We start from the raw sequence: 24,049 nt of genomic DNA, 5'->3' as shown, positions 1-24,049 counted from the left end.
CGGAAGTCAGAGAAGAGAGGACGGGGAATCTACCGATCATTCTGAACGAGATACTACAGGACGGAAGTCGTGACTTCGGTCGGATCGATTGGGAGTTATGATGGAGTTTGAACAGGGACGGAGAATCGAAAGACTGGAGACTGATTAGACTTGTGGGTAAGGTTATGACTCGATCAAGGGAACTCCTCTGGTTTTACTGAACGGAGGAGGATCGACGATCGAAGTCACTTATAGTAGGATTCTTCCGATATTCGCAAAGCATCGAAAAGTAATCGCCCTAGAGGAACAGGCTCACGGAAGAACGACGGATCGGAAAGGACCGGTAAGGTTTGAAACTTCCGCAGAGGACGTCGTTGCCCTTCTTAAATTTTTAAAAGTGGAGAAAGCGGACCTGCTCGGGTTTAGTAACGGTGCAAACGTGGCCTTGCAAGTCGCAATACGTCATCCGCGATTAGTTCGGAGGATGGTGTTTGCTTCTTCTATGACGAAGAAAGAGGGAACCTATCCTCAGTTTTGGACCTCTATGAAGCAGGCTACTTTTTCGGATATGCCTCAGGTTCTCAAGGACGCGTTTCTGAAGGTGAATCCCGATCCTCAAAAATTAAGAAATATGTTCGATAAGGACGTGGACAGGATGCGCAATTTTCCGGACCTTAAGGAGAGCGAGATTCGCTCGTTTAAGGCTCCCGTTCTGGTGCTTCTCGGAGATAAAGATATTCCGAAGCCGGAACATGCGGTTGAGCTAGTCCGTCTGTTCCCGGATTCCAGACTTTTGATTCTGCCAGGCGGGCATGGAGATTATTTGGGGGAGGCTATAATGTCTCAAGAAAAGAGTAGGTATCACGAATTAACCGCAGCATTAATCGAGGATTTTTTAGGGTCTTCGAATTAATATCGGCTTTTATACCTGAAATTCTCCCGAGGCGGAACGGAGACCAAACGTACAAAAAGAGAATATTCCGCTCTGCATCTAGGCGCGACGGAAAAACTTTAGAAATTTATAAAACGGTTTAAATAAAATTCCGCTCGAGATTCCGATTGGAAAAATATTTGAAATCCTACGATTAAAATATTTATCTGAAATTTGTTTAAAGATGAATGAACTGCGATAAAGAAGGAATTCCAGAGTTTCTTTACAGGGGAGATAGAAACGTTGGCAATGACTTTTCTGCCGATCAACCGCTTTATAGAGGATTTCATAGGGATTTTAAATAGAGTATCCGAAATAGACGCCTTAGCCCTTGTGAGTTGAAGGCAAGATCGTTCGTAAGGTCGTTAACTTGCTCCCTATGGGTCGCTGCGTTAGAATGCAACATGTTGATTTTATTTGTGCTTACGATTGTAGTTGCCGGTTTTGATTTTGACTTTGATTTCGTTTGCAATCTGGCGATTGCACCGATTCGCTTGCGCAGTCGTTAACTCGCTCCCTATGGGTCGCTGCGTTAGAATGCAGCATGTTGATTTGATTTGCGCTTACGATTATGGTTGCCGGTTTTGATTTTAACTTTGCACTCGTTTGCAATCTGGCGATTGCACCGACTTGCTTGCGCAGTCGTTAACTCGCTCCCTATGGGTCGCTGCGTTAGGGATACGAAGGACGCGTAGTCCGTAGTAGCCCGACCACACCTAGTTAGAGAAAGTTTTTTATGAAACCGGCAGAGCGTGTGGGAACGCCCCGCGAATCTCATACGTTTCCGACATATCGTTTTTTCGTACGAATTCCAAGTATTCGTCGGGATCGAATTCAACCGTTATAGGCTCGCTTCAATTCGGCGATATCGATCTTGTCCATTTTTAGCATCGCGTGCAGGACTCGTTGCGATTTTTGAGGGTCCTCGTCTTGCAGCATTTCCCCCAAAGTCGGCGGAATGATTTGCCAGCTTACTCCGAATTTATCTTTTAGCCATCCGCATTTCTGTTTTTCGCCTCCGACGGAAATGGTTTCCCATCGTTCGTCTATTTCTGTCTGAGTTTCACATCTCACGAAAAGAGAAATCGCCTCGCTGAAGGTAAGCGGATGCGGAATTGGGCTATCGACAGCCATAAATTCTTGGCCTGAAAGCGAGAATATGGATCGCTTAACGGTTCCTTCTTTTTCTCCTTCGCTTGTCGTATAACGTTGCATGTTAAGGATCTTGGAATCGGGAAACTGGGAAGTATAGAAGTCGATCGCTTCCTCCACTCTTCCCTGCTGCTGTCCCGAGAATAATAAGAACGGATAGATTTTTTCTTCCTCCTTCGATAAATTCAGTTGCCACGAAACTCCGAATCTGTCCTGAACCCATCCGAATTTTTCGCTGAAAGGATAGCTATTTAATTCCATGAGGACGAAGCCGTCTTTACTAAGCTTGGACCATAACCGGTCCACTTCGTCCAAGGTTTTGCAGTTTACGAAAAAAGAAATTGCAGGGGTGAACTTAAAATGCGACCCGCCGTTGAAGGTCAGGAACTCCTGTCCATTTAAAGAGAAGGCGGAGGATTGCATCGTTTTTCCGGATCCGGTCCGACTCTCCACCCTCGAATTTCGAAAGGACGAGGTATACAGTTCCACCGCTTCCCCTAGATTATTATCGAACATTAAGAATGGCGTGATTTTTTTCATAGTATTTCCTTACTTTCCGTTTCCACGAGTTTTACTTAGCCGATCGCATTGGACCCCGTCGCGAGAAGGCTCTTCCTAAAACGCGGTTCTAGCCTGGCTACGGGGTCCGAACGCTAAGGCGAGGTCGCGGCTAAGAATCGGCTTCGGGCGCCCGTTAACGGGGATACCCGAAAATCCAATAGATTCATTATATATCTTGTTGGTTATATTATGAATCGAAGCAAGTCTTTTTTTGTCAGGCGAGGATATATTCTACGGAACGAACGGGCCGCTTAATCCGAGGCAACTTCGAGGACTAATTTCCCCGTATTGCCGCCTTTAAACAATTGGAGGAGCGTTTCCGGAAAGGTGGAAAGCCCTTTTACGATGTCCTCTCTGGACTTTAGTTTTTCTTCCGCCATCCAGCCGGACATTTCCCGGATCGCCTCCGCATATCTATCTTCATAATCGAAGACTACGAAGCCTTCCATCCTTGCGCGAGACACTAAAAGGGCCATATAGTTTCGCGGGCCTTGGGGTGCTTCGGTATTATTGTATTGGGAGATCGCTCCGCATATTACGATTCTTGCATGTTTTGCCAAGCGAGTCATGGCCGCGTCCAGGATTTCTCCTCCGACGTTATCGAAATACACGTCGATTCCCTTTAAGCAATGTTTGCGAAGCGATTTCTTGACATCCTCCGATTTGTAGTCGATTGCAGCATCGAAACCTAGTTCGTCCACAATGTACTTGCATTTGTCGGATCCTCCCGCGATCCCGATGACGCGGCATCCTTTGATCTTTGCGATCTGTCCGACGAGCATTCCCACGGCTCCTGCGGCTCCGGACACGACGACGACGTCTTCGGATTTTGCCTTTCCTACATCTAAGAGTCCGAAGTAAGCGGTCATGCCCGGCATTCCTAAGGTTCCGAGGTAGGTAGGCAAAGGTGCTAAGGAGGGATCCACTTTGGTTACGCCTTTTCCGTTGGAGACGGCATATTCCTGCACTCCGAAAATTCCATAAACGTATTCTCCGATCTTGAAGTCGGGATGTTTGGATTCGATGATTTTACCGATCGCTCCCGCTCGCATCACTTCACCGATTCGCACCGGCGGAACATATGATTTCACGTCGTTCATCCATCCGCGCATCGCGGGATCTAAAGAAATATATAATATCTTAACAAGAATTTCTCCATCGGAAGGAGAACGTGTCGGCTCTTCGGTGTATGTCCAATCTGTCTGTTTCGGTAAGCCGACGGGACGAGCAGCAAGACGGTATTGGTGATTGATCATTGTGATTTATTTCCTCATCGAGAATCGCGAAGCTGTTATATCCTCTAGCCGGAATCGCGTAAAGCGAGAAAAAATCTAAAGCATTTCGACGCGAGGGCTTCGATCCTAGGATTCCGGAATGAATTTATCGCTTTTCCTACTCAGGATAAGAGGAAATCGGTTTTAGTGCATCAAAGAGAAGTAATTTTCTTTTTGTTTGATATTAAAACTATTAACGAAGTATCGTCTTAATCGCTTCGAAAAGAATCTTCAATGTGTTCGGATCCTTATAAACTTTCGGTATTTCTTTTTTGATATTCAACAACGAGTAAACGGCCATCCTGGCTGCTCTCACGGAATACTCTACGGTGAAGACGACATCGTCCGGAATTTCGCAGAACTGGCCTATGAATCCGAAATTAACCGAGCCGGTCGGAACGACTGCCGGACGATCGCCTGTTCTTCGTGTCAGGAATTGACTGGTAATAAAAGGCATCATGCATGGAATACAAATCGCGTGCTTTATTATTTTTTGACGATCATCATCGAATCGAAGGTGGCAGAGCAATTCGCGTAAAATTTCTTCGCCAGTGCAATCGGACATTTTTTTATGGATAAAGTTTCCCAGCTTATCGGGAAATAATCCGTACCCCCAGCAGACTTGAATATCGGCAGGTTGCTTTAGAAAATGAGGTTGATGAGCGAGCACGACAGACATCAACCAGTTCGAGTCCTTAAAAGTCACGAGTCCGCCGGTTCCGGCTTTGTTTCCGGTAAACTTCTCCATCCTATCGAAGAAAGTCGGATCTTTGAATGTAACGGTAAACGATTCCCATTTTGATTCCGAAATTCTTTCGTCGAAAATCTTCGGGTTTCCGAACTCGTTATTTTTACCCGCTATCTTTTCCCATAGGGGCCAGGATCCTCCATCCTTCTTGGAAAGCAATTTTGGAGCCTTTTTCATGGATCCTAAACTCGAACCTTCCGTCATCGAGCCCAACGTAATCAAAAGCAGGTCGTCTTCGTTAAGCGAAGTATTTTCGATTCGACCTCTCTGAGTATAACGAATTCCTAACGCCTTTTTTTGACTCGCATCCGTTTGAAAATCGACGTCGGTAACTTTGCATCCGTATTCGAATTTAACGCCTTTTTCTTTAAGCCATTCTTGGAGAGGTAACACTAGGGAATCGAATTGATTTAATGGGGTTCGATCCACGCCCGCGAGCGTGTTGATTCTCGGGAATTCGTGAATGAATCTATGCAAATATCTTTTAAATTCCACCAAGCTATGCCACGGTTGAAACGCGAACATGGTGGCCCACATATACCAAAAGTTCGTTTCAAAAAACGAATCGGAGAAAAAATCCCGAATTTGATCGTCTCCGCAAGCTTTCTCGGATTTTACGAAAAGACTCAGTAATTCCATTCTATTTTTATGATCGAATCCCATTTTGGATACGTCTATTTTTCGACCGCCTTCTACGACTCTGCTTAAGGAATGGGATTTAACTTTACGGTTAAAGTTTAGAATTTCTTGATATACGGAAATTTTCGGTTCTGAATAGGATGGAATCGACGAAAACAAATCGTAAGTGCAAAGGTAGGACAAATTCATCATTCTACCTCCCCGAATTACGTAACCTTCTCGAGGAGTTCCTCTTCCGTCCAAGCTGCCGCCGCCTATCGCGGATTCTTCGAGAATACTGATTCGATTGCCGGGAAATCCTGCATCTCGGATGAGAAATGCGGCAGCAGATAGGGAGGCGATGCCTCCTCCCACTAAATAGGCGCGGTTTTCTTTTCTATTTAAAGACGGTCTCTTTTCTTTTTTCATTTTTTCCCGAGCGGTTCCCATTTTGCGATTCCTACTATCGGAAGAGTTTTGTTCGATTACTAAAGCGGTTTGAGATATTCGTATTATACAATATTTATAAAGTGATACAAATGCACAATTGACTTTGGGAAAGCTTTCCTGTCTTTTGTCGGTGATTTTTATCAATGGAGAGGCTGCGATATTCTGCGGTGGCTCCTTCTATCCGATATCGAGTATTTTTGAATATCATTTATTTAACATATATTTGGATGGAAAGTATCGCTTTAATTTTGGAAAAATTTTTAGGTTTGGATCATTTCATTTAATCCTAGGGATAGCGCGAAATTATTCTACGATCTTCCAATCTTTACCTTTCGGGTCTGTGGAATTTTTCGGAGCCGACGGTTTTAGCTTTCTTCCTTTTTTATCCGGAACTTTGCACGGTTTGAAGAATACGATTATGAAAATCCGATCGGTCTTTCCTTTAAGATTAGGATTTTCGGCTCTGCCGCTCAAATCCGAATAGAAATCTTACCTCGATCTAAAACCTTGGCATTAATATCAACCGTGAGCGCTATCGTAGATGATCAAGATATCCAACCTTCAGAAGACGTATAACTCAAAGACACTTTTTGAGGATTTGAATCTAAGTTTAAACCGTGGAGAAAAATTGGGGCTCGTCGGTCGTAACGGCCACGGTAAATCCACTCTCTTCCAGATGATCCTCGGATCCGTGGAACCGGACTCCGGGACGATTACGGTCCCTAAGGGTTATAAGATCGGCCATTTACAGCAGCACTTGAAATTTACGAAACCGACGGTGTTGGAAGAGTGCGCGCTCGGCCTTCCCGAAGGTGAGGAATACGAAACCTGGCAGGTTGAAAAAGTGCTTTCCGGTTTGGGTTTTTCCGAAGCCGACATGGAAAGACATCCGGATGAATTTTCCGGTGGGTATCAGATCCGAATGAATCTCGCGAAACTCCTGGTCTCGGGGCCCGACTTGCTGATGCTGGACGAACCGAATAACTATTTGGATATCGTAACGATTCGTTGGCTGGAGGAGTTCCTTCGCGAATGGGAAGGCGAGATCATTCTGGTTACGCATGATAGAAGTTTTATGGACAGTGTCGTTTCCCATACGGCGGCGATTCATAGGTCTAAAGCGATCAAAGTCCAAGGAGACACCGACAAGCTTTACAATCAAATCAATCAAGCCGAGGAAATTTACGAGAGAACGAGATTAAACGAAGCCAAGAAAAGAAAGCAGGAAGAGATATTTATCGCTCGGTTTAAAGCCAAAGCCAGTTTTGCCAGTCGAGCCCAATCTAGAGTAAAGAGATTGGAAAAACAGGGTGAGATGAAGGCTTTAGAAGCCATTCAGGATTTGGAATTATATTTTAACAGCGCCCCTTTTGCGGCAAACCAAATGCTATCGGTCGAGGATCTTTCTTTTTCCTATACCGGTAAAGAGCCGTATTTGATCGAAGATTTTTCTCTTTCGGTGGGAAAGAGGGATAGGATCTGCATCATAGGAAAGAATGGAAAAGGTAAGTCGACTCTACTGAAACTTCTGGCAGGTGAATTATCGCCGACTAGGGGAAAAGTTCAGAAGCATCCTACTCTAAAGGAAGGATATTTCGGACAGACCAACAAGTTGAATTTAAACGAGAACGCTACCGTCGTCGAAGAGATTATGAATGCCGACAAGTCTTGTTCGGAATGGTTGGCGAGAACCATAGCGGGCGGTTTGATGTTTTCCGACGACGAAGCATTAAAGAAAATTAAAGTTCTTTCGGGTGGGGAAAAGAGTAGGGTTCTGCTCGGAAAGATCCTGGTTACGCCGTGTAATCTTTTGTATTTGGACGAGCCTACGAATCACTTGGATATGCAGTCTTGCGATTCTTTAATCGAGGCCATAGACGAGTTCGACGGTTCGGTAATTATGGTTACTCACAATGAAATGCATCTAAAAGCCGTTGCCACTAAATTAATCGTTTTTGATAATAATACGATTCGTACGTTTGACGGATCCTACGAAGACTTTTTGTCGGATGTAGGTTGGGCGGATGAGGATTATTAAGAGACCTTTCGGGTCCGATCGCTTGCTTTATTTTCTTTACTGAAATTCGGAAATCGTCATTCAATTCGGGGATCTTTCGTCCATCGATAGGTACTTTATATGCGTTCTAAGAATTTTAGGGAAACGTTAAGTTCCTCTCCCGATCGTGATGTCATTCTCGCGTTGCCCAGGTTGAAAAATAAGCGCTAACGGCATTTTTTGCCTGCTCACGGATCCCCCTGGAGATTCTATTTTCCTTATAATAACCTCTTTTCATGCAGGCAAAGGCGATCTCTACGCCTAGAGTGGCGATATCCGGTTTTTTAGGGAGATGCAAAGGCTTTTTAAGTTTGGAAAGTTGTATCCGGACTCCGGCGCCGATCGTATCGATCGTAACTTCCTGTGCAAGGTAGGCGTTCCTGCTAAAAGGGCCGCCAAGAATCAGCATGCCGGCGACCGGAGTGGAATCGTAATAGTCGGATGCGGCGTTTACCAGCACTCCGACTAATTTCCTCCAGGAAATATTCGCGTCCTTGGAACCCTTGCGGGCCAATATTTCGCCGACCTTCGCCAGGTGCATTTCCGCCAGCCGAGTGAATAGGGCATACTTATCGGGAAAAAATTGGTAGATGCTCGCCCTCGGGACACCGGATTGTTTGGCGATTTCCGGTATCGAAGTTTCTTCCGGGCCTACTTTTTCCAAAATCCTTTCCGCGGTTGCGAGAACTAATGCAACCCTCAATTGAGAGCGTTCCTGTAATGGTGCCCTAGAACGGGAAAGCGATTTACCTTCTAATAAAATTTTGGGAGATTTAGCGGAATTATCTAACATTTGTTATATTTCTTTAAATTAGAATGTTTACGGTGAGAAAAATTTCTTGCTCCGGAATCCGACAAAAGTAGGATATTTGAAAATATGACATTTGTTGGATTTTAAACTAAATTAATAAATGTACGGATAAAAAGGGAAGGGAAAAATTTCATGCAGCCGAATAAACGTGTTTGCGTCGTCGGAGCCGGTCCCAGCGGAATTACAGCGGGAAAAAATTGCGTTCAGTACGGATTGGATGTGGTAGTTTTCGAGAAAAACGACAAGGTGGGCGGAAATTGGGTTTTTAACGCTAAGACAGGTCACTCCAGCGTTTACGAAAATACGCATATTATCAGTTCTAAGGTTTGGTCGGAGTACGAAGACTTTCCGATGCCTGACGATTATCCTGATTATCCGAATCATAAGCAGCTACAAGCTTACTTCGAGTCTTACGCAAAGCATTTCGGAGTGTATGAGAAGATTCGGTTTAAGCATACGATTCAAAAGATAACCCGTACGGAAACAGGCGACTGGAAGGTCGAATTCTTGAATGCTGCCGGTAAAAAGAAGACGGAAAACTTCGACGTTCTCATGGTTGCGAATGGACATCACTGGAATCCGAAATATCCCGAATACGAGGGAAAATTCACGGGAAAGTTTTTGCATTCTCACGATTTTAAAGGTGTTACGGAAGAATGGAGAGGGAAGGACATACTGATCATCGGAGGTGGGAACTCCGCCTGCGACGTCGCCGTCGAATCCGCTAGAGTCGCGAAAAGCGTAAAACTTTCCATGCGAAGCCCTCAATGGTTTTTTCCCAAATTCTTATTCGGAATGCCCTCCGACGTATTCGCTGCCTTAACTCCGAGTTGGATCCCGGCGAAAATAAAGCAGTATACTTTGACAAAGCTTCTTCATGTTCTCCAAGGATCTTATAAAAATTACGGACTACCGGAAAATACCGCTCTGGCTCTCAGCCACCATCCCACTTTAAATTCCGATCTATTGGACTTCATTCGTCACGGGAGAATCGTGCCGAGGCCGGCTATCAAAGCGTTGCACGGTAAGGAAGTGGAATTCGTTAACGGAATGAGGGAACACTATGATATCATCTGTGCATGCACGGGATTTTGGACTACGTTTCCATTTTTCGATAAATCTTTTATAGATTTTCAATACGTGGAAAAAATTCCCCTTTACCGCAAGATGATGCACGCGGATTATCCGAACCTTTATTTTATCGGCTTATTCCAGCCGGTAGGTTGCATCTGGCCGATGGCCGATTACCAGGCTAAATTGGCCTGTTTGGAAATATTAGGAAAATATCAAAGACCGAAGGATTTGAAAGCCGCCATTCAATATGAAATCGATCACCCGCATTTTAGTTTCGGAGGCGGTCAACGTCATGCGGTCGAAGTGGATTATCACGGTTTCCGCAAGGATCTAAAATCGGACCTATTAAAAGCGGGAGTGGACATCGGAAAACCTCCCGGCGGAAATAAGGTTCTTTACAAATCGTTTTCAAAAATGGGCTCCAAAGAATCGGCGATGGCACGATAACTTCGTTTATCCGAAAAGATTAAGAAACGAAAATCGAAACTTCATGACCAAGTTCCGGTATTTTCGGAACTGGGTCGCCGGTCCTTTCGGAAAATATTTCCCGATTTTTCCGTATAGAAAACCGAGTAAAAAGCGGACTGATTTGATTTTAGATAATTCTTTCCGTTCCGGAACCGAAAGCATGTCGATAGGGAGAAGTTAAAAGAGTTGAAAATTTCAAAGTTCAAGGCTTCCTGATCTTAGGAACCTTATTGGAAACTTTAATCGTACGAGGCTTGAATACGCTACCAAGGTTTCGGCCTCAATTCCAATTACGGGAAACTTTCGAGCTTGTTTCATTTTATTAAGAATTCACGGAATTTAGTCAAATCCCGAAACTATTGAAGACTAAAATTCGTTGTAACCGATGGCCTAGGTTTTAGCGTTTCCACAACGAATTTCGCTTATTCGGAAGAATCTTCGTCGACAAGGATCGATTTGCCTACGGTAACGGCGGGGGAGTTCTTACTATAAATCTATTGGGAATGATAAATAATATCAGGACGAACACTATAAGAATATACGAAACCGTCATCGAATAAAAGGTAAATAAAATCGCCATCGTATACGGGATTAACGGAAACAGATGAATGTAAATTACGTATTTTCTATATTCCCGATTTACTCCGATCGTATTTTCCTCCTGGCGGGTTGTATATATCCAAAAAGCGGCACCGGCTATATTTACGAATGAAAGGCTGACCGAATATAAGATAATTGCAAATTGGCTATATGGATATTCGCCCAATATTCCCGCCGGATAGGGGATAAAGCAAACGAACAATAATAGTAATAAATTCAGCCACAGTGATGCGTGGTCGACCCGCTTAATTAAATTAAGCATCGAATGATGAGCGACCCAGTATTGTCCAACGATAAGAAAACTTAGTATAAACGCGAAAAGTTTGGGTAATTGGCCCAGAGTCGCCTGAAAGAGTCGGTCGGGTTCAACCGTCGGAATTTTAAGCTCGAGAACTAGAATCGTCAAAGCGATCGCATAAACGGCGTCGCTGAAAGCCTCCATTCTTGTTTTAGTCATCTCATTCCTCTTACGTCTATTACGGTTTCGTATAATTGAACGGCGGATCGGCAATATGATCCGTTTTTTTTATCATTTGATTTTGATCGATTTCTTAAAGTCGAGCGTCTTCGTTTTCTGCAAATCGAATATTCGCTTCTTCAAAAGTTTTCATTTCTCGAAAAAGAGCGCATCCTGTATCCAAAATTCCCATCGCAAGCCCGGATCCGGATCCTTCTCCAAGGCTTAAGTTCAAATCTAATACAGGTCTTAACCCTAATTCGTTTAATATAAACCGGTGAGCGGGCTCCCTTGAAAGGTGACCGGCGAATAATACTGAAACGATTTCGGGATTTCTTTTATACGCGATTAAGGCAGCGACACTAGTGATCATACCGTCCAATACGACGGGAATACCTAAGGAATACGCCTCTTCTATCGCTCCAACCATAGCCGCTATTTCATAGCCGCCGAAGCAAATCAGGGCCTGCCATTCGTTCGAAGTCCGACCTTTATGCTTCAAAATCCCTCTTCGAATAATTTCAATTTTCTTTAATACAGTGGAATTGCCGATCCCGGTACCCTCCCCGGTAAGAGTTAAAGGATCCTTATTTAGAATAATAGAGGCGATTGCGGTGGAAGCCGTGGTGTTTCCGATGCCCATCTCTCCGAGACCGATCATATCGTATTTTGTCCCGAATTTTTTAACGACGTCTTTACCACTTTCAAAGGCAAGCTCCACTTCTTCTTGCGTCATCGCCGGCTCTTCCAAAAAATTCCTAGTTCCGTTTCTGATTTTCAAATGCTGCATTCCCGGCGCATTATTGAAATCGTGATTAATACCCATATCGAATAAAACTAGATCGATTTGGTTTTTTCGGGTTATCGAATTGATCGCGGCTCCTCCGGCGATATACATATACATCATCTGCGCGGTTACATTACTATTATAGGCGCTTATTCCTTCCGAAGCGATTCCATGATCACTCGCAAACAGGAAAATCGCCTTTTCCTTGGACGATGGAAATTGTTTTTGCTGAATAGTTGCTAGTTTTATTATACACTCTTCGATGAAACCCAGGGAATGTTTGGGTTTGGTGAGCGAGTCAAGTCGCTCTTGCGGGGAGATATTTTGAGTTTCCTTCGAAACGTCTCGCGCAAGCGAATTTGGGCTAAGCTTGATTCCCCATTTATCCTTAAAAATAAGGTCATGGAGATTTTCCCGATGTTTCCATCCCACGGACTCGAGCATCGGTTCTTTCGGTACCCATACGGGTTTACCTAAAGTCATGTATGCGATCGGCAAAATATGCTCGGGGATTTCCAATAATTCGCGAATGAACCCGGATTCGAGAATACTCATCCACCCCGCGCCCAGTCCTTCCGCCCTTGCGGCCAACCAAAAATTTTGGACCGCCAAGCATGTACTATAAATGTCCGTATCCTTATTTGTGGATCGCCCAAGAACGTTTTCACCGTCGCGATTTCGATCGCAAGTGAAGAGTATATTGATCGGAGAGTCCAGGATTCCTTGGAGTTTGAGCGACGAATATTTTACTTTACGATCATCCTGATACCGATTTACCGCTCGCTCGTTTACCTCTAAGAAATGATCGTAAATTTTTCTTCTTATCGTTATATCCTCGATGATCACGAAATTCCAGGGTTGCATAAATCCGACCGAGGGAGCATGGTGTGCGGCGTCCAACAGTCTATAAATAATGTCATCCTCGATAGGATGATTCGTATAAGCCCGGATATCCCTGCGACTATATATTGCCTTATAGACGGAGGCCTTTTCGGAATCCGTAAAGTCTTCATGCTTTATTCTGGAAGAGGGGTCAGCTTCGCCGTTCATAAACTCCATAGTTGGTAAGGAAAATTCAAAATCATCTAAAAATCGTAGCTCCTTCTTCGGATAATCGGGAATATTCCCGGCGCTCAATTGAACTCGAACTCGTGCATTCCTCAACGTACAGTCTACTTTGATAAGAATCAAAGCGCATAGTGCCGAAAAAACGGCTTTTTAAAATTCCGATAGGACGCTTCTATCTTGTTTTGTGATCCATGTCGATTTATTTCCGCTACAAGCGGGACGACAGTTATGATTTAAAACATAACGCATTCTGAAAATCGAAAGTGAAGGAAATCCGAGGATTCAGCAGGGGATTAAAAATATGCGTTCAATTCGATTAATAAAGCATGCGGATTGAACGTGCCATCCTTCGGATTCGGAATTTGGTATCCTACGGAAATGAAATACGATTTGTTAAAATCGTAAGAAAAACCGCAGACAGATACTCCGACCGAGTTTACTCCCGCGATCATATCGCAAACCAGCCTAAATTTTTCCGGGACGACATCGACTTCTATTCCGTACATCATTCCTACAAGACTGATACTCGACTCGGAGCCGGGTAAAAGTCGATGTTTATAATATCCGAAAAAAGCGGGATTTCCCGAATAAGCGCCGACAAAGAGGGTTGTACGAAGACTTTCTATCCGAGTCGAGGTTACCACGAAATTATAAGTGGCGAAGGTGCTACTTGCGGGAGTGGCACCGGAGGCGATTCCGGTCTTTGTTCCTACGCTTACATGAAAATATTCCGTAGGTTCGAATTTCTTTTGATAAACGAATTGAAAATTCGGCGCTGCGGTCGGATAAGGCCCTAACGAAGCGGAGATATTCGTCGCCGGGCTATTCGTATACGGAGCGGTTAAAAAATAATTAAACGCGCTAAATCCGATCTCTTGATTATTTCCTAAACCGCGTACATAGGTCGTATCAAATTGGGTTTGAACCGGATAAAAAATAATCTGTTCTTGTACGAAGTTCTTTCCTTTTTCGGTGATTTTCATGGCGGGAACATTGAAAAGATCCTGTTGTGCGGACAAAAAGCCGGAAGGGAGAATAATGATAGTAATGAACAGAAATATATTAAGAATATATTGGAAATATTTTTTGTTCAAAGGTTTGTATCCTTATATACGACGAAAAATAACGAGTAGTAATTAAAATTTTGCGACGATTCCAAGAGTAAGCCCATTTTGATAGTTAAGACGATGCCCGCCGCTATCCACGAATTGTAGGCCATCCGCCCAGTCTCTCCGGACGTCTAGTTTAAATTGTAGATTTTGCGTCCAGTTCAGGACTGGTGTGACGGTCAACGTATGGTACTGTCCGTAATTTCGAAACCCCGAGTAGTCTCTTTGATTTTTATCGATTCGCTCTACGAAGACCGTGTGCAGAGTTAATGGGCTGTTGGGTCCGTACGCCGGTGCGTTAGGATTTAAGTTCAAAGATTGAAGGATGATGTCGGCCGCGTTCGCGTAAAAATCTTTTTCGTACTGCTTTTCGGCCGGATTACCGGCGACGCCCGGACCCGAAATTAAAGCCCCGTTATTACTTTTATCGTCGATGTATTCGAATCTTCCGTTTATCTCCAGCTTCTCGTTGATCTTATGCTTTGACCAAATTCCGTAGGCGTTGTAAATCGATTTGATATGCACGGGTGTAGTTTGCCCTGTTAATAATGTGGATGCGTTGATGACACCGTTCGGATTGTATTCCTGTTGCAGAAGCGAATTGTTCGTGGATACGCTTCCTCCTTTTTCGCCGTGCACCCAATCCAAATCTACCGTCCAGTTTTCCGTTAATCCGAGGGAAAGTATGACTTCGTTGGTATTCCACATATCTTGAAAGAATTTTCCCCGCGATTGAACGGGAGCCGAATTCTGGACTCCCGACTGGGAGTTAATCGTTTGTCCCAAGTAAACTTGGGACGGGTTTTGTCTTGCAAACGGATTATCGCTGCTAAAAAGAGTATTGTAAGTGAATATTAATCTATCATTAATTATATTTCCTTTAATTTGTGTTCCGTAGGCTTTTTGTTGTCTGAACCCGTCGATCACTATGTTCGTGTTGGTCGGGTTGGATGCCGGATTCGTAGAAGTAAGGAAAGACGCGTTTTGATATCCTGAACCCAATCCGCTATTATAAAGATAGAATGCGACATCCCAATCATCGGTGATTTTACCCTTTATGCGCGCACCCGTATGTAGGAAAGATGTGGTATTAAAGAATATCGCTCCTATCGTATAATTCGGATTATTCTTAGATTCTATCCTTTCGTATCCCATGTGTGTCGCCATCTTTCCGACGTCGACGGTAAATCCTTTATGATAATCCAGATAAAAAGACACGTACGCCTGTTGAAATGCGTTCATGTTATTAATGGAATTCGTCTGGCTGCGAGGAACTTCCTGGTAGATCGTATTCGTTCCGTTCATCAAATCTAGGCGAAAACCCCAAGGGTCTTTTTTGTCCGCAAGTTTTTGGATTTCTAATTTGATAAGATTGATCGTAAATTGAAGATTGTACGTTTCAAAACCGCGAGAAGTGTCCGTCTGAGTTCCGGACGACTGATTATTATTATCTTGGTAATATACGTCCACAAATCCATGGATATCCAACGAATCGAGAAGTTTTCCGGCTTCAGACTTGATTGCATCCGATTTTTGCCGGACTGATTCGTTCACTTCGGTTTTCTTTTCCGGAGGTTTTTCCGCGGCTTCTTCGGTTTTGATTTCCTCCTGTCCGACGACCGGGAATATCGCGATAGATTGAATCAATAGAAGGAAGAATATTTTTTTTACGAATTTCATATGGACGATAATTTCCTGAATACTTCTGAAGCAGACATTACTCAACATTCGGAATAAAATCGCTCGGCGAGAACGATGGCATTTTTTCGACTACGTGTCCGGATGCCGGATGGATCGACATACGTACTCGCAGTGAACGATCGAGATCGCTTAGGTAAGGATCGATTCGGGGGGCGGTCTCGAAAAAAGATTCGAAATGCATCGGAAGGATTTAAAAGGAATGTCGCGGAATACTAAAAATGAAAAAGTCAAAGTTCGGGCAAAAACTCGACTATCGAGATGATTTGCCTTGTCTTTCTCGACTTGCTGGCTTCCTTCGTTCTGATCGAAGACGGCCAGGACGTTGGCGAAGTAATTTAGTTTATACTTCCGCCACGGCACTGAAATTCTTTCGGAACCGCTCTTTACCCAGGCCAGATCGGCTTGAAGGATCCGTTCCTGGATATCATTCGGCGAATTTAAGAAAAATATCGCGAGCAGGAAAATTGAATAAATAAAACGGGTCATATGCAAGCGCCGTAAAACGGCGGAAATTGCTTTTGTTCTTCTCGATACTTCCGATCAAAGCGAACACGAAAGAATCCTGTTTTTTCACAAAATTGTAATCTAGGAAAGAAAACAGTGGGCTCACATCATGCTAGGCCTATATAGACGTGGAGTCAAATAAAAAATATGGCAGCTAATTTCGCGTATCAAAATTTCTTATGCGAAATCTTTCATTTTTGATAAGAGACAGAATGGATGCTCGTGTGAACGATTCGGTCGAATACTCGGGATTTTGCCTTCCTATCTTACCGGCAAAGAAATCGGTTTCCCTTCATTCGATCTCCAAAAGTTTTTTCAGTTTCCTTACATTCTTGTTTTCCGGATCGATTTCTTCGGCGGTTTTCGTGAATTCGATAGCTTCATCCTTATTTCCTAATAGGCGATTTAGATCCGAAAGATGTATTAAATTCTGAACGTTTAAAGGCTGGAGTTTATTCACCATCGTTGCGGCTTCCAAGGCGTTTGCAAGATTTCCCAATCGTTTTTCCGCAATCGAAAGGTAATGCCAAAGTTCCGCCGTGTCCGGGTCGTAAGATAGGTATTGGCTTAGAACTTTTACGGCTAACGGATAATCTTTTTCTTTGAAACTCATCAAACCTAATAGTTTATTTAGTCTTTGATTAGAGGAATCGGTCGTATATGCATCCAGAAGGATGGATATCGCCTTCTGCACTTCCCCGTTTTTATATAACTCCCTTCCTTCTTTATATAGATCCTGTAAGGTTGTTTTTTCTTCGGAATAGTCTCTCTCGGAGTTTCCGTTCGTACGAATCGGCGCTCCCGTCTCCTGATAACCGATCCGAAGTATGGATAAATCGTCTATAATCTCTCCGATTAACCGAATATTACGATCGACTTCGTCGATTTGGCCGTCCGCCTTTTCCACAACTCCGAGGAAAATCGTTTCGTCCTCGTTAATGATTCTCTTTCCGTTATCAGTGCCTATTAAAAGATCATCCCTTCCGTCGGAAGCAAGGATGATGACATCGCCAGTATGCAATTGAAACTTTTTGACCTTAAATTCGTATTCCGAATCCAGCCCCAACTTCCTAAGCTCTAGATCCGTTTCGATAAAGGATGCTTTTCCGTCCCGATACAGGACCGAAAACGGATGCTCCGCATTCCAATAAAACATTTCGCCGCTTTCGTCGTCGATTAATACTGTCGTGGCTGAGATGACCATACTTCCGTCAAAACTTTTAAATACCGAATGAATTTCGTGATAGACGTCGGTTAACCATTCTTCGGGAGTTCTGTTTAATACTCTCTTATTTGCGGCCGACCTGGCCATGATGGAGTTCATAACAACTCCCATCACCAAGGAGCCGCCGGCGCCTTGCATCGATTTTCCCATCGCGTCGCCGTTCATCGCCATCGTGTATTTTTTGAATCGATCGGAAGTACCCAGTCTCAAATTTCCGGTTAGACAGATATCTCCTCCGAGTTCGCCTTGTTTATTACGAAATTCGAAATACTTCTTTTGCCTAATTATGAAATTCGTATTCACTGCTGTGGATTTATTCGCGTTATAAAAAAGCGGCTTCGCTAGTAAAGAGGTCAGGAAGTAATCGCCGTCTTGCTGGATTTTTAACTGCTGGACTTCCCGCATTTTTTCCTGAACTTCTTTGGTCCTTTCTTCCACCTTTTCTTCTAGATGGTCCGCGTGGTCTTGAAGTTCCTCCCTCGCAGTCCGGATCGAGTCGACCATTGAATTAAAGGAAAGGGACAGAAAACCTATTTCGTCCATGGTTTTGATCGGAACATTGACGGTTAAATCGCCGTGATTCACTTTTTCAACCCCGGATAATAATTTATTCAAAGGATTGACCAGACTAACGTGCAGCAATATCGGAAAAGATATCAAAATAAAAATAGTCGTTCCTAGTTGTATCAAGACTAGCCAGCGGGCCACATTATGGATGACCTCTCGGAATTCATAATAACTAAATCCCACCTCGTATCTGGTGCCACCGATCTCAAAGTCATAATGCGTATAGAAATTTCCGGCCATTCTATACAATCTAGTCCGAAGAGGTAGTTGAATGCGGTTTAACTCATCCGAGGAAAGAGATAGAATTTCACTCTCCGTTTTATTTCTGTATTTATTCTTGTTTCGTTCCATCAATTCATGGAGTTCCTGCCTTTTGTATCTGGCTTCGCCATCCCGTAACGTAGACGAATTGAAGGAGGAATCATTCGAGAATATTATGCGATAATTATGATCAAAAAAGCCGGGGCCGGATTTTCGGGAAAGGACGTACTTAACATTATTAGGAAATACGGTGTCTCCATTTTCTATCGCTTTTTTGACGGCATTCATTTCCACGATGTTTTCTTTTTCGTTAGCCTTGTCGATTGCAAAGACGGTTACGTAGCTGATGGCTCCTAGTGCTAAGATCAAACTAACGACCGCGCTTGAGAGAATTTTCACCATAAAGCTGGTGGGTTCGGGTGAATGATTCAAATATGCACTCTGAATAAAGAAGATCGCGATTACCGATAAGATAAAATACGCGATTGCGAACGTGTCGTAGGAAATCGCTCCCGATTTGTTTAATAAGTTATTGTAAGCATTTAAAATATTTAATACGACAGTGAATAGGAACGCGCGTAGAGCGATCGCCTCTTTTCCTTTTGCAAAAACGATTTTGATAAGTCCGATCGGAAGTCCTAGCGCGAACCGGATCGGAATGCGGACGATCGAATCGGATTCCGCAAAATTGTTTTTCCATCTTTGAAGAACACCGGAGTAAGACGAATAGAAGAGAATCTTTCTAACCAGTATAATTATGCTTATGATAAAGCATAAAAGAATAACCGCACTAGCTTCCTTCCCGAAATCGAAGCTGAATTGGTGGGCGGTAAACGAAAAGACTTTCTCTTTGCCGTACGTTTTAAAAATAAAATGAAGCCAAGCTCCTAGTCCGACGATTAGGCTAAGGACAAGGACGATTTTAGATTCTTTCGGATGGATATTTTCGGGAAAATTATAGGAAAATCCTATAAAGGCGATGATTCCGAATATCATGAACACCGTTAAGTATCTGTGATACGCGGAAATCGGATCAAACAAGGAATAGGAAATAAAATACCCGAGGAACATAGTTCCATAGGCAAGATACATTATAATTAAATAATATGTAGGAAGCGTTTTGTTCTTTTTGAAGATAAGAAATCCGGAGAGAACGCAGGTTAAAAGAAAAAGGGAAAAAACGCCGATAGCATGATGAGAAAACAAAATTGAATCATACATGATGGATCTGTAAGAGTAGGGGGAAAATAATGAAAGTCAAGTTGATTCCATTTTACCCGTCGACTCGGTATCGCAATGAAAGAGAGATGTTCTAAATTGCGTTATGTTCCTCTTGAGAAATCATATTTAAGTCGAAGGATTGTGCGAAAAAAAGGATTCTTCTTTCGGTATCGATTCGTCGCCGGACAGTTAGGCGCGAGGGTTCAGAACTTTCATCAGAAATTTTATATATATTTGTGATTAATCTGTTCGGTGTATCGAGGATTTGACATTTTTGCGGCAGGATGTCCACCATGGCGGGAGGCTATTTTTAGCGTAAGCGACGTTCTAGGTTCTCTTGCGCATATCCGATTTATTAGGCGTCGAAAGGGGAGAGCTTCGATATCGTCGCTCTCCCTTGGATCTAGTTTAACCAGGCCGCTTTATGGTCTAAAGCATACTGGTCGAATCGTATCGGTTCTTTTCCGGTCAACTCTTTGACGCTTGTGAGTACCGGCGAAGAATAGCCTTCTTTGAGCGCTCCGGCGATGTACACCATAAAATTCGAGTAATCTTCCGAGAGACCCGCCTGCAATAACCCTTTTTTAAAGTCTTCTGGACTTATATCTACGTAACTGACGGCTAATCCGGTAGCACTTGAAATTTTATCGGCTACTTCTCTATGAGTCAATGCTTCGCGTCCGGTGAGCGTGATTCCTTTTCCATTAAACGAATCGTTTAAAAGAACGGATACTGCCGAGGATGCGATATCCCTGGCATCTATAAAGCTGGTCTTTGCATCACCTCCGGGAAAATAGATTTTCTTATCCTTCAGAATTCCCGAAATCCAAAAAGTATGGAAATTCTGCATAAACCAGTTCGGCCTCAGGATCGTGAAAGGTAATCCGGAATTTTCGAATGCGATTTCCAGTTTTCTAAAAGGAGCTTCGGGGGGTGCGTGATCCACTCCCATTGCCGACATTAGGACAACTTTATCTAATTTTCTTAATTTAGCTTTCTCTAACCAAGGATTTAGAATCGCATATTGATCCGTATAGCCCGGTGGAGAAAGAAAAAATGCCCTGTCCACCTTTTCTAAAACGTCTAGACCCTTATTCGGTTGCAGGGCATCCGCAAAAACCCAATGCAGATTCGGTTTTTTGACACCTGCGGAAGGGTTGCGGGTTCCGGCATATACCTCGTGTCCCGACTCTAAAAGTAGATCCACGATAAAGCCAGAGACGAGGCCGCTGGCTCCGTATACGAAAATTTTCATAATTCTTTGCTCTCCTATACCGGAATCATACTCCGGTTCTTAATTTTTGGCTATATCCGTGAATCTAAAAGACATATCCAATCGTATAATGAGATAGACTTTTAGATATGTTGATGGATACTGTAATAATGGACTTACTTTCCGAAATATTGACCGGTGCCAGATGGAAAGCGGATTTGCTAGCCAGAACTTCCATGTATAAGGCGTGGGGATTACAGTTCCCTTGTAATAGGAGCGGAGGATTTCATATGCTTTCGCAAGGCTCCTGTTATGTACGATTTAAAGGTAAATCGATACGTTTGGAAAAGGGAGATATCCTATTTATTGCGAAAGGTTTTGATCATGATCTCGTATCGTCACCCGACCAAAAAGCGATGAATATCCTACGATTCAGAGACATGGCGGTGAAAGAAGTTAAGCCGAATAAGGTCCCTTTAACGACTTTTGTTTCCGTTAGATACGAAGTGCCCGACTTTCCTCAACATCCTTTTTTCTTCGAGCTCCCCGACCATATACTGGTACGGTCCGGTGAAATTTCCTCCCATCATCCGTTGCAAACGACCTTGGTTTTAATTTCTCAAGAAATCGACTCCGGCATCGGATCGGATTTGATTTTGCAAAGACTTGCGGATATTCTTTTGTACTACGTTATTCGACATTGGCTGGAAATTCACCCGTCTTCTTCGCCGGGGTGGAGAACCGTTTTTAAGGATGAAAAAATTTTATCCGTATTGGAAGCTCTGCATAAAAAAATGTCCCACGGTTGGACATTGGAAAAACTTTCCCGAGTCGTCGGGATTTCCAGAGCTTCTTTGGCGAACCGATTTCGGGAGGTTCTGGGTTGCACTCCTATGGATTATCTCGCGAGACTTCGGATCGATAAAGGGAAGGCGTTGCTTCGGGAACAGAATACGACTTTGGAAGAAGTCGCCCGAACCGTCGGCTACTCATCCGCGTTCGCTTTTTCCAAGGCGTATAAACGAATTTACGGATCTTCGCCGAGATTCGAAGACGGATCTCGCATGAAACTGGGAGCTTAGCGGAATCGCTTTCGACGATTCGAGAAGATCACTATTTCTTAATGTGATATCCGGTTCTGAAAATCCAGGTCACTACGGCCAAGCAGCCGGTTAGGAATAAGAGAATCATTGCTAAGCTTACTTCCACGCTTACATCCGAAATCTCGAAAAAGCTCCAACGAAAACCGCTGACTAAATAGAGTACCGGATTAAAGAGCGTTAGGGATTGCCAAAACGGTGGAAGCATATTCGCGGAATAGAAACTTCCGCCTAAAAACACCAATGGAGTAATGATGAGCATGGGAATGACTTGCAGTTTTTCGAAGTTATCGGCCCAGATTCCTATAATAAAACCGAATAAGCTGAACGATATGCAGGTTAAGAGTAGGAAAAATGCCATTAGAAACGGGTGCGCGATTCTTATGGGGACAAACATAGACGCGGTCGTTAACATTATGATGCCCAGGATGACGGACTTGGTAGCGGCTGCACCCACGAAACCGAGTACTGCTTCCAAGCTGGAGACGGGAGCCGATAAGATTTCATAAATCGTTCCGGTGAATTTAGGAAAATAGATTCCGAAGGACGCGTTGGAAATGCTTTCCGTCAATAGGGTAAGCATTACGAGCCCCGGGACGATAAAGGATCCGTACGCGACCCCGTTCACTTCCTGAATTCTGGATCCGATGGCGGAACCGAATACGACGAAATATAGCGAAGTGGAAATAACGGGGGAGGCGATACTCTGCATTAGAGTTCTTCTTGTCCGTGACATTTCGAGAATATAAATCGCTTTGATTGCGTGAAAATTCATTTGGACTCCTTTACTAATTTAACGAAGATCTCTTCTAAAGAACTCTGGGTGGTATTCAAATCCCGGAAACCTATGCCTGCCATCCGGAGGTCATCCAAGAAAGAAGTGATTCCGTTTTGTTTCCCGTTGCTATCGTAAGTGTAGACGAGTTGTAGGCCATTATTAGCGATTTCTAATTCATGATCGCCGAGAGAGCTTGGGATCGAATTGAGTGATGATATTAAGTCGATGATAATCTGTTTCTTTCCGAGCTTGTGCATCAACTCGCTTTTTTCCTCGACAAGAATCAATTCTCCGTTGTTTATGATTCCGACCCGATCCGCGATCTCTTCGGCCTCTTCTATATAATGTGTCGTTAAAATGATCGTAACTCCGTTGTCGCGTAACGATCGCACGATATTCCACATATCTTTCCTCAGTTCCACATCGACACCGGCAGTAGGTTCGTCTAGAAACAATACGGTCGGTTCGTGGGCCAAAGCCTTAGCGATCAATACCCGTCGTTTCATGCCTCCGGAAAGGGTAATGATCGTTTGATCTTTCTTTTCCCATAACGATAGAGATTTTAGCACTTTTTCCACATAGGCGGGATTCGGCGATTTTCCAAACAGGCCTCGGCTGAAACTAACCGTCGCCCAGACGGTTTCGAATGCGTGGACGGTCAGTTCTTGGGGTACGAGTCCGATTAAAGAACGGGTTTGTCGATAATTTTGAATGATGTCATATCCTGCGACGGTAACCGAACCGGAGCTCGGATTTACTATGCCGCAGATGATGGAGATCAACGTAGTTTTACCGGCTCCGTTCGGTCCCAATAAGGCGATAATTTCCCCATCGCGAATTTCCAAGTTTACGTTCTTTAACGCTTGAAACCCGGAGGCGTAGGTTTTAGAAAGATTTTTGATCGAGACTACGGATTTTATTTGCATTCACTCGTTTCCTTTTACTGTTTCGTCGAGCCGGTACCGAGGAGAAGACCCGGCAATTATATTACATATCTGGCAATAACGTTTTCACTTTCATAATTCTAAGACAAGAACTCGATCTCGCTTAAATTTCATTCTTTCGTTCACTCGTTGATTTCGGCCGAAGAGTTTCGAATTCGATAAGAACTTCAAATCGGGAAGTCCAACAGGAAGAATTAGCATTTATGCGAATTAGCAGGAAAGACCGGTTTCTTTTTTTCTTTTTCCGATTTTTTCATCCTGCGATCAATCACTTAATATCTAATTCATTTTTATAAAGCGAATCGAATTAAAATTAGAAATTCTTATAGTTAATCGGAATCTATCTAATATAACGAATAAGATTGATTTCTTCGAAGCGATATCCAAAGTTA

At 43.5% G+C, this 24,049-nt stretch carries 16 protein-coding genes; 4 read left to right on the top strand and 12 right to left on the bottom strand.

The window, feature by feature from the left end; translation table 11 throughout:
- Positions 1 to 172: 172 nt before the first annotated feature.
- Complete coding sequence (locus LEP1GSC047_RS22365; protein WP_337587472.1) at positions 173 to 892, top strand: alpha/beta fold hydrolase; 720 nt, start codon at positions 173 to 175, stop codon at positions 890 to 892.
- Between the two features lie 852 nt (positions 893 to 1,744).
- On the opposite strand, the gene LEP1GSC047_RS11910 is transcribed toward LEP1GSC047_RS22365, so the two are convergent.
- From LEP1GSC047_RS11910 to LEP1GSC047_RS11900, 3 genes are all read right to left on the bottom strand, one after another.
- The gene (locus tag LEP1GSC047_RS11910; protein WP_010413230.1) at positions 1,745 to 2,602 is read right to left on the bottom strand and encodes a VOC family protein; all 858 of its coding nucleotides are present in this window, start codon (positions 2,600 to 2,602) and stop codon (positions 1,745 to 1,747) included.
- A 272-nt stretch (positions 2,603 to 2,874) separates the two neighbouring features.
- The gene (locus tag LEP1GSC047_RS11905) at positions 2,875 to 3,879 is read right to left on the bottom strand and encodes an NADP-dependent oxidoreductase (RefSeq protein WP_010413231.1); all 1,005 of its coding nucleotides are present in this window, start codon (positions 3,877 to 3,879) and stop codon (positions 2,875 to 2,877) included.
- Between the two features lie 211 nt (positions 3,880 to 4,090).
- A complete protein-coding gene (locus LEP1GSC047_RS11900) occupies positions 4,091 to 5,692 on the bottom strand; it encodes an oleate hydratase (protein WP_052580716.1) in 1,602 nt (533 codons plus the stop codon).
- Positions 5,693 to 6,254: 562 nt separating this feature from the next.
- Between LEP1GSC047_RS11900 and LEP1GSC047_RS11890 the strand changes: the two genes are divergently transcribed.
- The gene (locus LEP1GSC047_RS11890) at positions 6,255 to 7,751 is read left to right on the top strand and encodes an ABC-F family ATP-binding cassette domain-containing protein (protein ID WP_010413240.1); all 1,497 of its coding nucleotides are present in this window, start codon (positions 6,255 to 6,257) and stop codon (positions 7,749 to 7,751) included.
- 151 nt (positions 7,752 to 7,902) lie between these two features.
- On the opposite strand, the gene LEP1GSC047_RS11885 is transcribed toward LEP1GSC047_RS11890, so the two are convergent.
- Positions 7,903 to 8,562 carry a TetR/AcrR family transcriptional regulator gene (locus LEP1GSC047_RS11885; RefSeq protein WP_010413242.1) on the bottom strand — a complete coding sequence of 220 codons (660 nt, stop codon included), beginning with the start codon at positions 8,560 to 8,562 and terminating at the stop codon, positions 7,903 to 7,905.
- Between the two features lie 150 nt (positions 8,563 to 8,712).
- Here LEP1GSC047_RS11885 and LEP1GSC047_RS11880 point away from each other — a divergent pair, with 150 nt between their 5' ends.
- The gene (locus LEP1GSC047_RS11880; protein ID WP_010413244.1) at positions 8,713 to 10,101 is read left to right on the top strand and encodes a flavin-containing monooxygenase; all 1,389 of its coding nucleotides are present in this window, start codon (positions 8,713 to 8,715) and stop codon (positions 10,099 to 10,101) included.
- A 481-nt stretch (positions 10,102 to 10,582) separates the two neighbouring features.
- Here the strand turns inward: LEP1GSC047_RS11880 and LEP1GSC047_RS11875 are convergent, their stop codons facing one another.
- The 6 genes from LEP1GSC047_RS11875 to LEP1GSC047_RS11845 all read right to left on the bottom strand — a co-directional run bounded on the left by LEP1GSC047_RS11875 (position 10,583) and on the right by LEP1GSC047_RS11845 (position 20,877).
- Entirely contained in the window at positions 10,583 to 11,179 is a 597-nt protein-coding gene (locus LEP1GSC047_RS11875; protein ID WP_010413246.1) for a TMEM175 family protein, read from the bottom strand.
- 94 nt (positions 11,180 to 11,273) lie between these two features.
- Entirely contained in the window at positions 11,274 to 13,016 is a 1,743-nt protein-coding gene (gene cobT, locus LEP1GSC047_RS11870; protein ID WP_238325567.1) for a nicotinate-nucleotide--dimethylbenzimidazole phosphoribosyltransferase, read from the bottom strand.
- A 311-nt stretch (positions 13,017 to 13,327) separates the two neighbouring features.
- Positions 13,328 to 14,128 carry a hypothetical protein gene (locus LEP1GSC047_RS11865; protein WP_010413250.1) on the bottom strand — a complete coding sequence of 267 codons (801 nt, stop codon included), beginning with the start codon at positions 14,126 to 14,128 and terminating at the stop codon, positions 13,328 to 13,330.
- A 42-nt stretch (positions 14,129 to 14,170) separates the two neighbouring features.
- On the bottom strand, positions 14,171 to 15,823 hold the full coding sequence (locus LEP1GSC047_RS11860; protein WP_010413252.1) for an outer membrane beta-barrel protein: 1,653 nt from the start codon (positions 15,821 to 15,823) through the stop codon (positions 14,171 to 14,173).
- Between the two features lie 817 nt (positions 15,824 to 16,640).
- On the bottom strand, positions 16,641 to 19,622 hold the full coding sequence (locus tag LEP1GSC047_RS11850) for a SpoIIE family protein phosphatase (RefSeq protein WP_010413254.1): 2,982 nt from the start codon (positions 19,620 to 19,622) through the stop codon (positions 16,641 to 16,643).
- A 403-nt stretch (positions 19,623 to 20,025) separates the two neighbouring features.
- Positions 20,026 to 20,877, bottom strand: a complete 852-nt coding sequence (locus tag LEP1GSC047_RS11845) for an NmrA family NAD(P)-binding protein (protein ID WP_010413255.1) — start codon at positions 20,875 to 20,877, stop codon at positions 20,026 to 20,028.
- A 128-nt stretch (positions 20,878 to 21,005) separates the two neighbouring features.
- On the opposite strand from LEP1GSC047_RS11845, the gene LEP1GSC047_RS11840 reads away from it, so the two are divergent.
- The gene (locus LEP1GSC047_RS11840; protein WP_010413257.1) at positions 21,006 to 21,917 is read left to right on the top strand and encodes an AraC family transcriptional regulator; all 912 of its coding nucleotides are present in this window, start codon (positions 21,006 to 21,008) and stop codon (positions 21,915 to 21,917) included.
- Between the two features lie 31 nt (positions 21,918 to 21,948).
- Here LEP1GSC047_RS11840 and LEP1GSC047_RS11835 read toward each other — a convergent pair whose 3' ends face one another.
- Both LEP1GSC047_RS11835 and LEP1GSC047_RS11830 read right to left on the bottom strand, forming a co-directional pair.
- Positions 21,949 to 22,710 (bottom strand): ABC transporter permease, encoded by a 762-nt coding sequence (locus LEP1GSC047_RS11835; protein ID WP_010413259.1) that lies wholly within the window; start codon positions 22,708 to 22,710, stop codon positions 21,949 to 21,951.
- Complete coding sequence (locus LEP1GSC047_RS11830) at positions 22,707 to 23,639, bottom strand: ABC transporter ATP-binding protein (protein WP_010413261.1); 933 nt, start codon at positions 23,637 to 23,639, stop codon at positions 22,707 to 22,709. The genes LEP1GSC047_RS11835 and LEP1GSC047_RS11830 overlap by 4 nt, the downstream gene beginning before the upstream one ends.
- Positions 23,640 to 24,049 lie beyond the last annotated feature (410 nt).

The sequence above is a fragment of the Leptospira inadai serovar Lyme str. 10 genome (assembly GCF_000243675.2).
In the GTDB taxonomy this organism is placed as follows: Bacteria; Spirochaetota; Leptospiria; order Leptospirales; family Leptospiraceae; genus Leptospira_B; species Leptospira_B inadai.
The sequence above is the reverse complement of the archived record's forward strand: the minus strand, read 5'-3'. Positions and strand labels throughout refer to the sequence as shown.

What these genes read in the sequence shown, in the direction of transcription:
- LEP1GSC047_RS11875 (WP_010413246.1), bottom strand. Translation starts at nt 11,179, where the DNA reads ATGACTAAAACAAGAATGGAGGCTTTCAGCGACGCCGTTTATGCGATC.
- LEP1GSC047_RS11840 (WP_010413257.1), top strand. Translation starts at nt 21,006, where the DNA reads ATGGACTTACTTTCCGAAATATTGACCGGTGCCAGATGGAAAGCGGAT.
- LEP1GSC047_RS11850 (WP_010413254.1), bottom strand. Translation starts at nt 19,622, where the DNA reads ATGTATGATTCAATTTTGTTTTCTCATCATGCTATCGGCGTTTTTTCC.
- LEP1GSC047_RS11860 (WP_010413252.1), bottom strand. Translation starts at nt 15,823, where the DNA reads ATGAAATTCGTAAAAAAAATATTCTTCCTTCTATTGATTCAATCTATC.
- LEP1GSC047_RS11835 (WP_010413259.1), bottom strand. Translation starts at nt 22,710, where the DNA reads ATGAATTTTCACGCAATCAAAGCGATTTATATTCTCGAAATGTCACGG.
- LEP1GSC047_RS11905 (WP_010413231.1), bottom strand. Translation starts at nt 3,879, where the DNA reads ATGATCAATCACCAATACCGTCTTGCTGCTCGTCCCGTCGGCTTACCG.
- LEP1GSC047_RS11885 (WP_010413242.1), bottom strand. Translation starts at nt 8,562, where the DNA reads ATGTTAGATAATTCCGCTAAATCTCCCAAAATTTTATTAGAAGGTAAA.
- LEP1GSC047_RS11845 (WP_010413255.1), bottom strand. Translation starts at nt 20,877, where the DNA reads ATGAAAATTTTCGTATACGGAGCCAGCGGCCTCGTCTCTGGCTTTATC.
- LEP1GSC047_RS11910 (WP_010413230.1), bottom strand. Translation starts at nt 2,602, where the DNA reads ATGAAAAAAATCACGCCATTCTTAATGTTCGATAATAATCTAGGGGAA.
- cobT (WP_238325567.1), bottom strand. Translation starts at nt 13,016, where the DNA reads ATGAACGGCGAAGCTGACCCCTCTTCCAGAATAAAGCATGAAGACTTT.
- LEP1GSC047_RS11900 (WP_052580716.1), bottom strand. Translation starts at nt 5,692, where the DNA reads ATGAAAAAAGAAAAGAGACCGTCTTTAAATAGAAAAGAAAACCGCGCC.
- LEP1GSC047_RS11830 (WP_010413261.1), bottom strand. Translation starts at nt 23,639, where the DNA reads ATGCAAATAAAATCCGTAGTCTCGATCAAAAATCTTTCTAAAACCTAC.
- LEP1GSC047_RS11880 (WP_010413244.1), top strand. Translation starts at nt 8,713, where the DNA reads ATGCAGCCGAATAAACGTGTTTGCGTCGTCGGAGCCGGTCCCAGCGGA.
- LEP1GSC047_RS11890 (WP_010413240.1), top strand. Translation starts at nt 6,255, where the DNA reads ATGATCAAGATATCCAACCTTCAGAAGACGTATAACTCAAAGACACTT.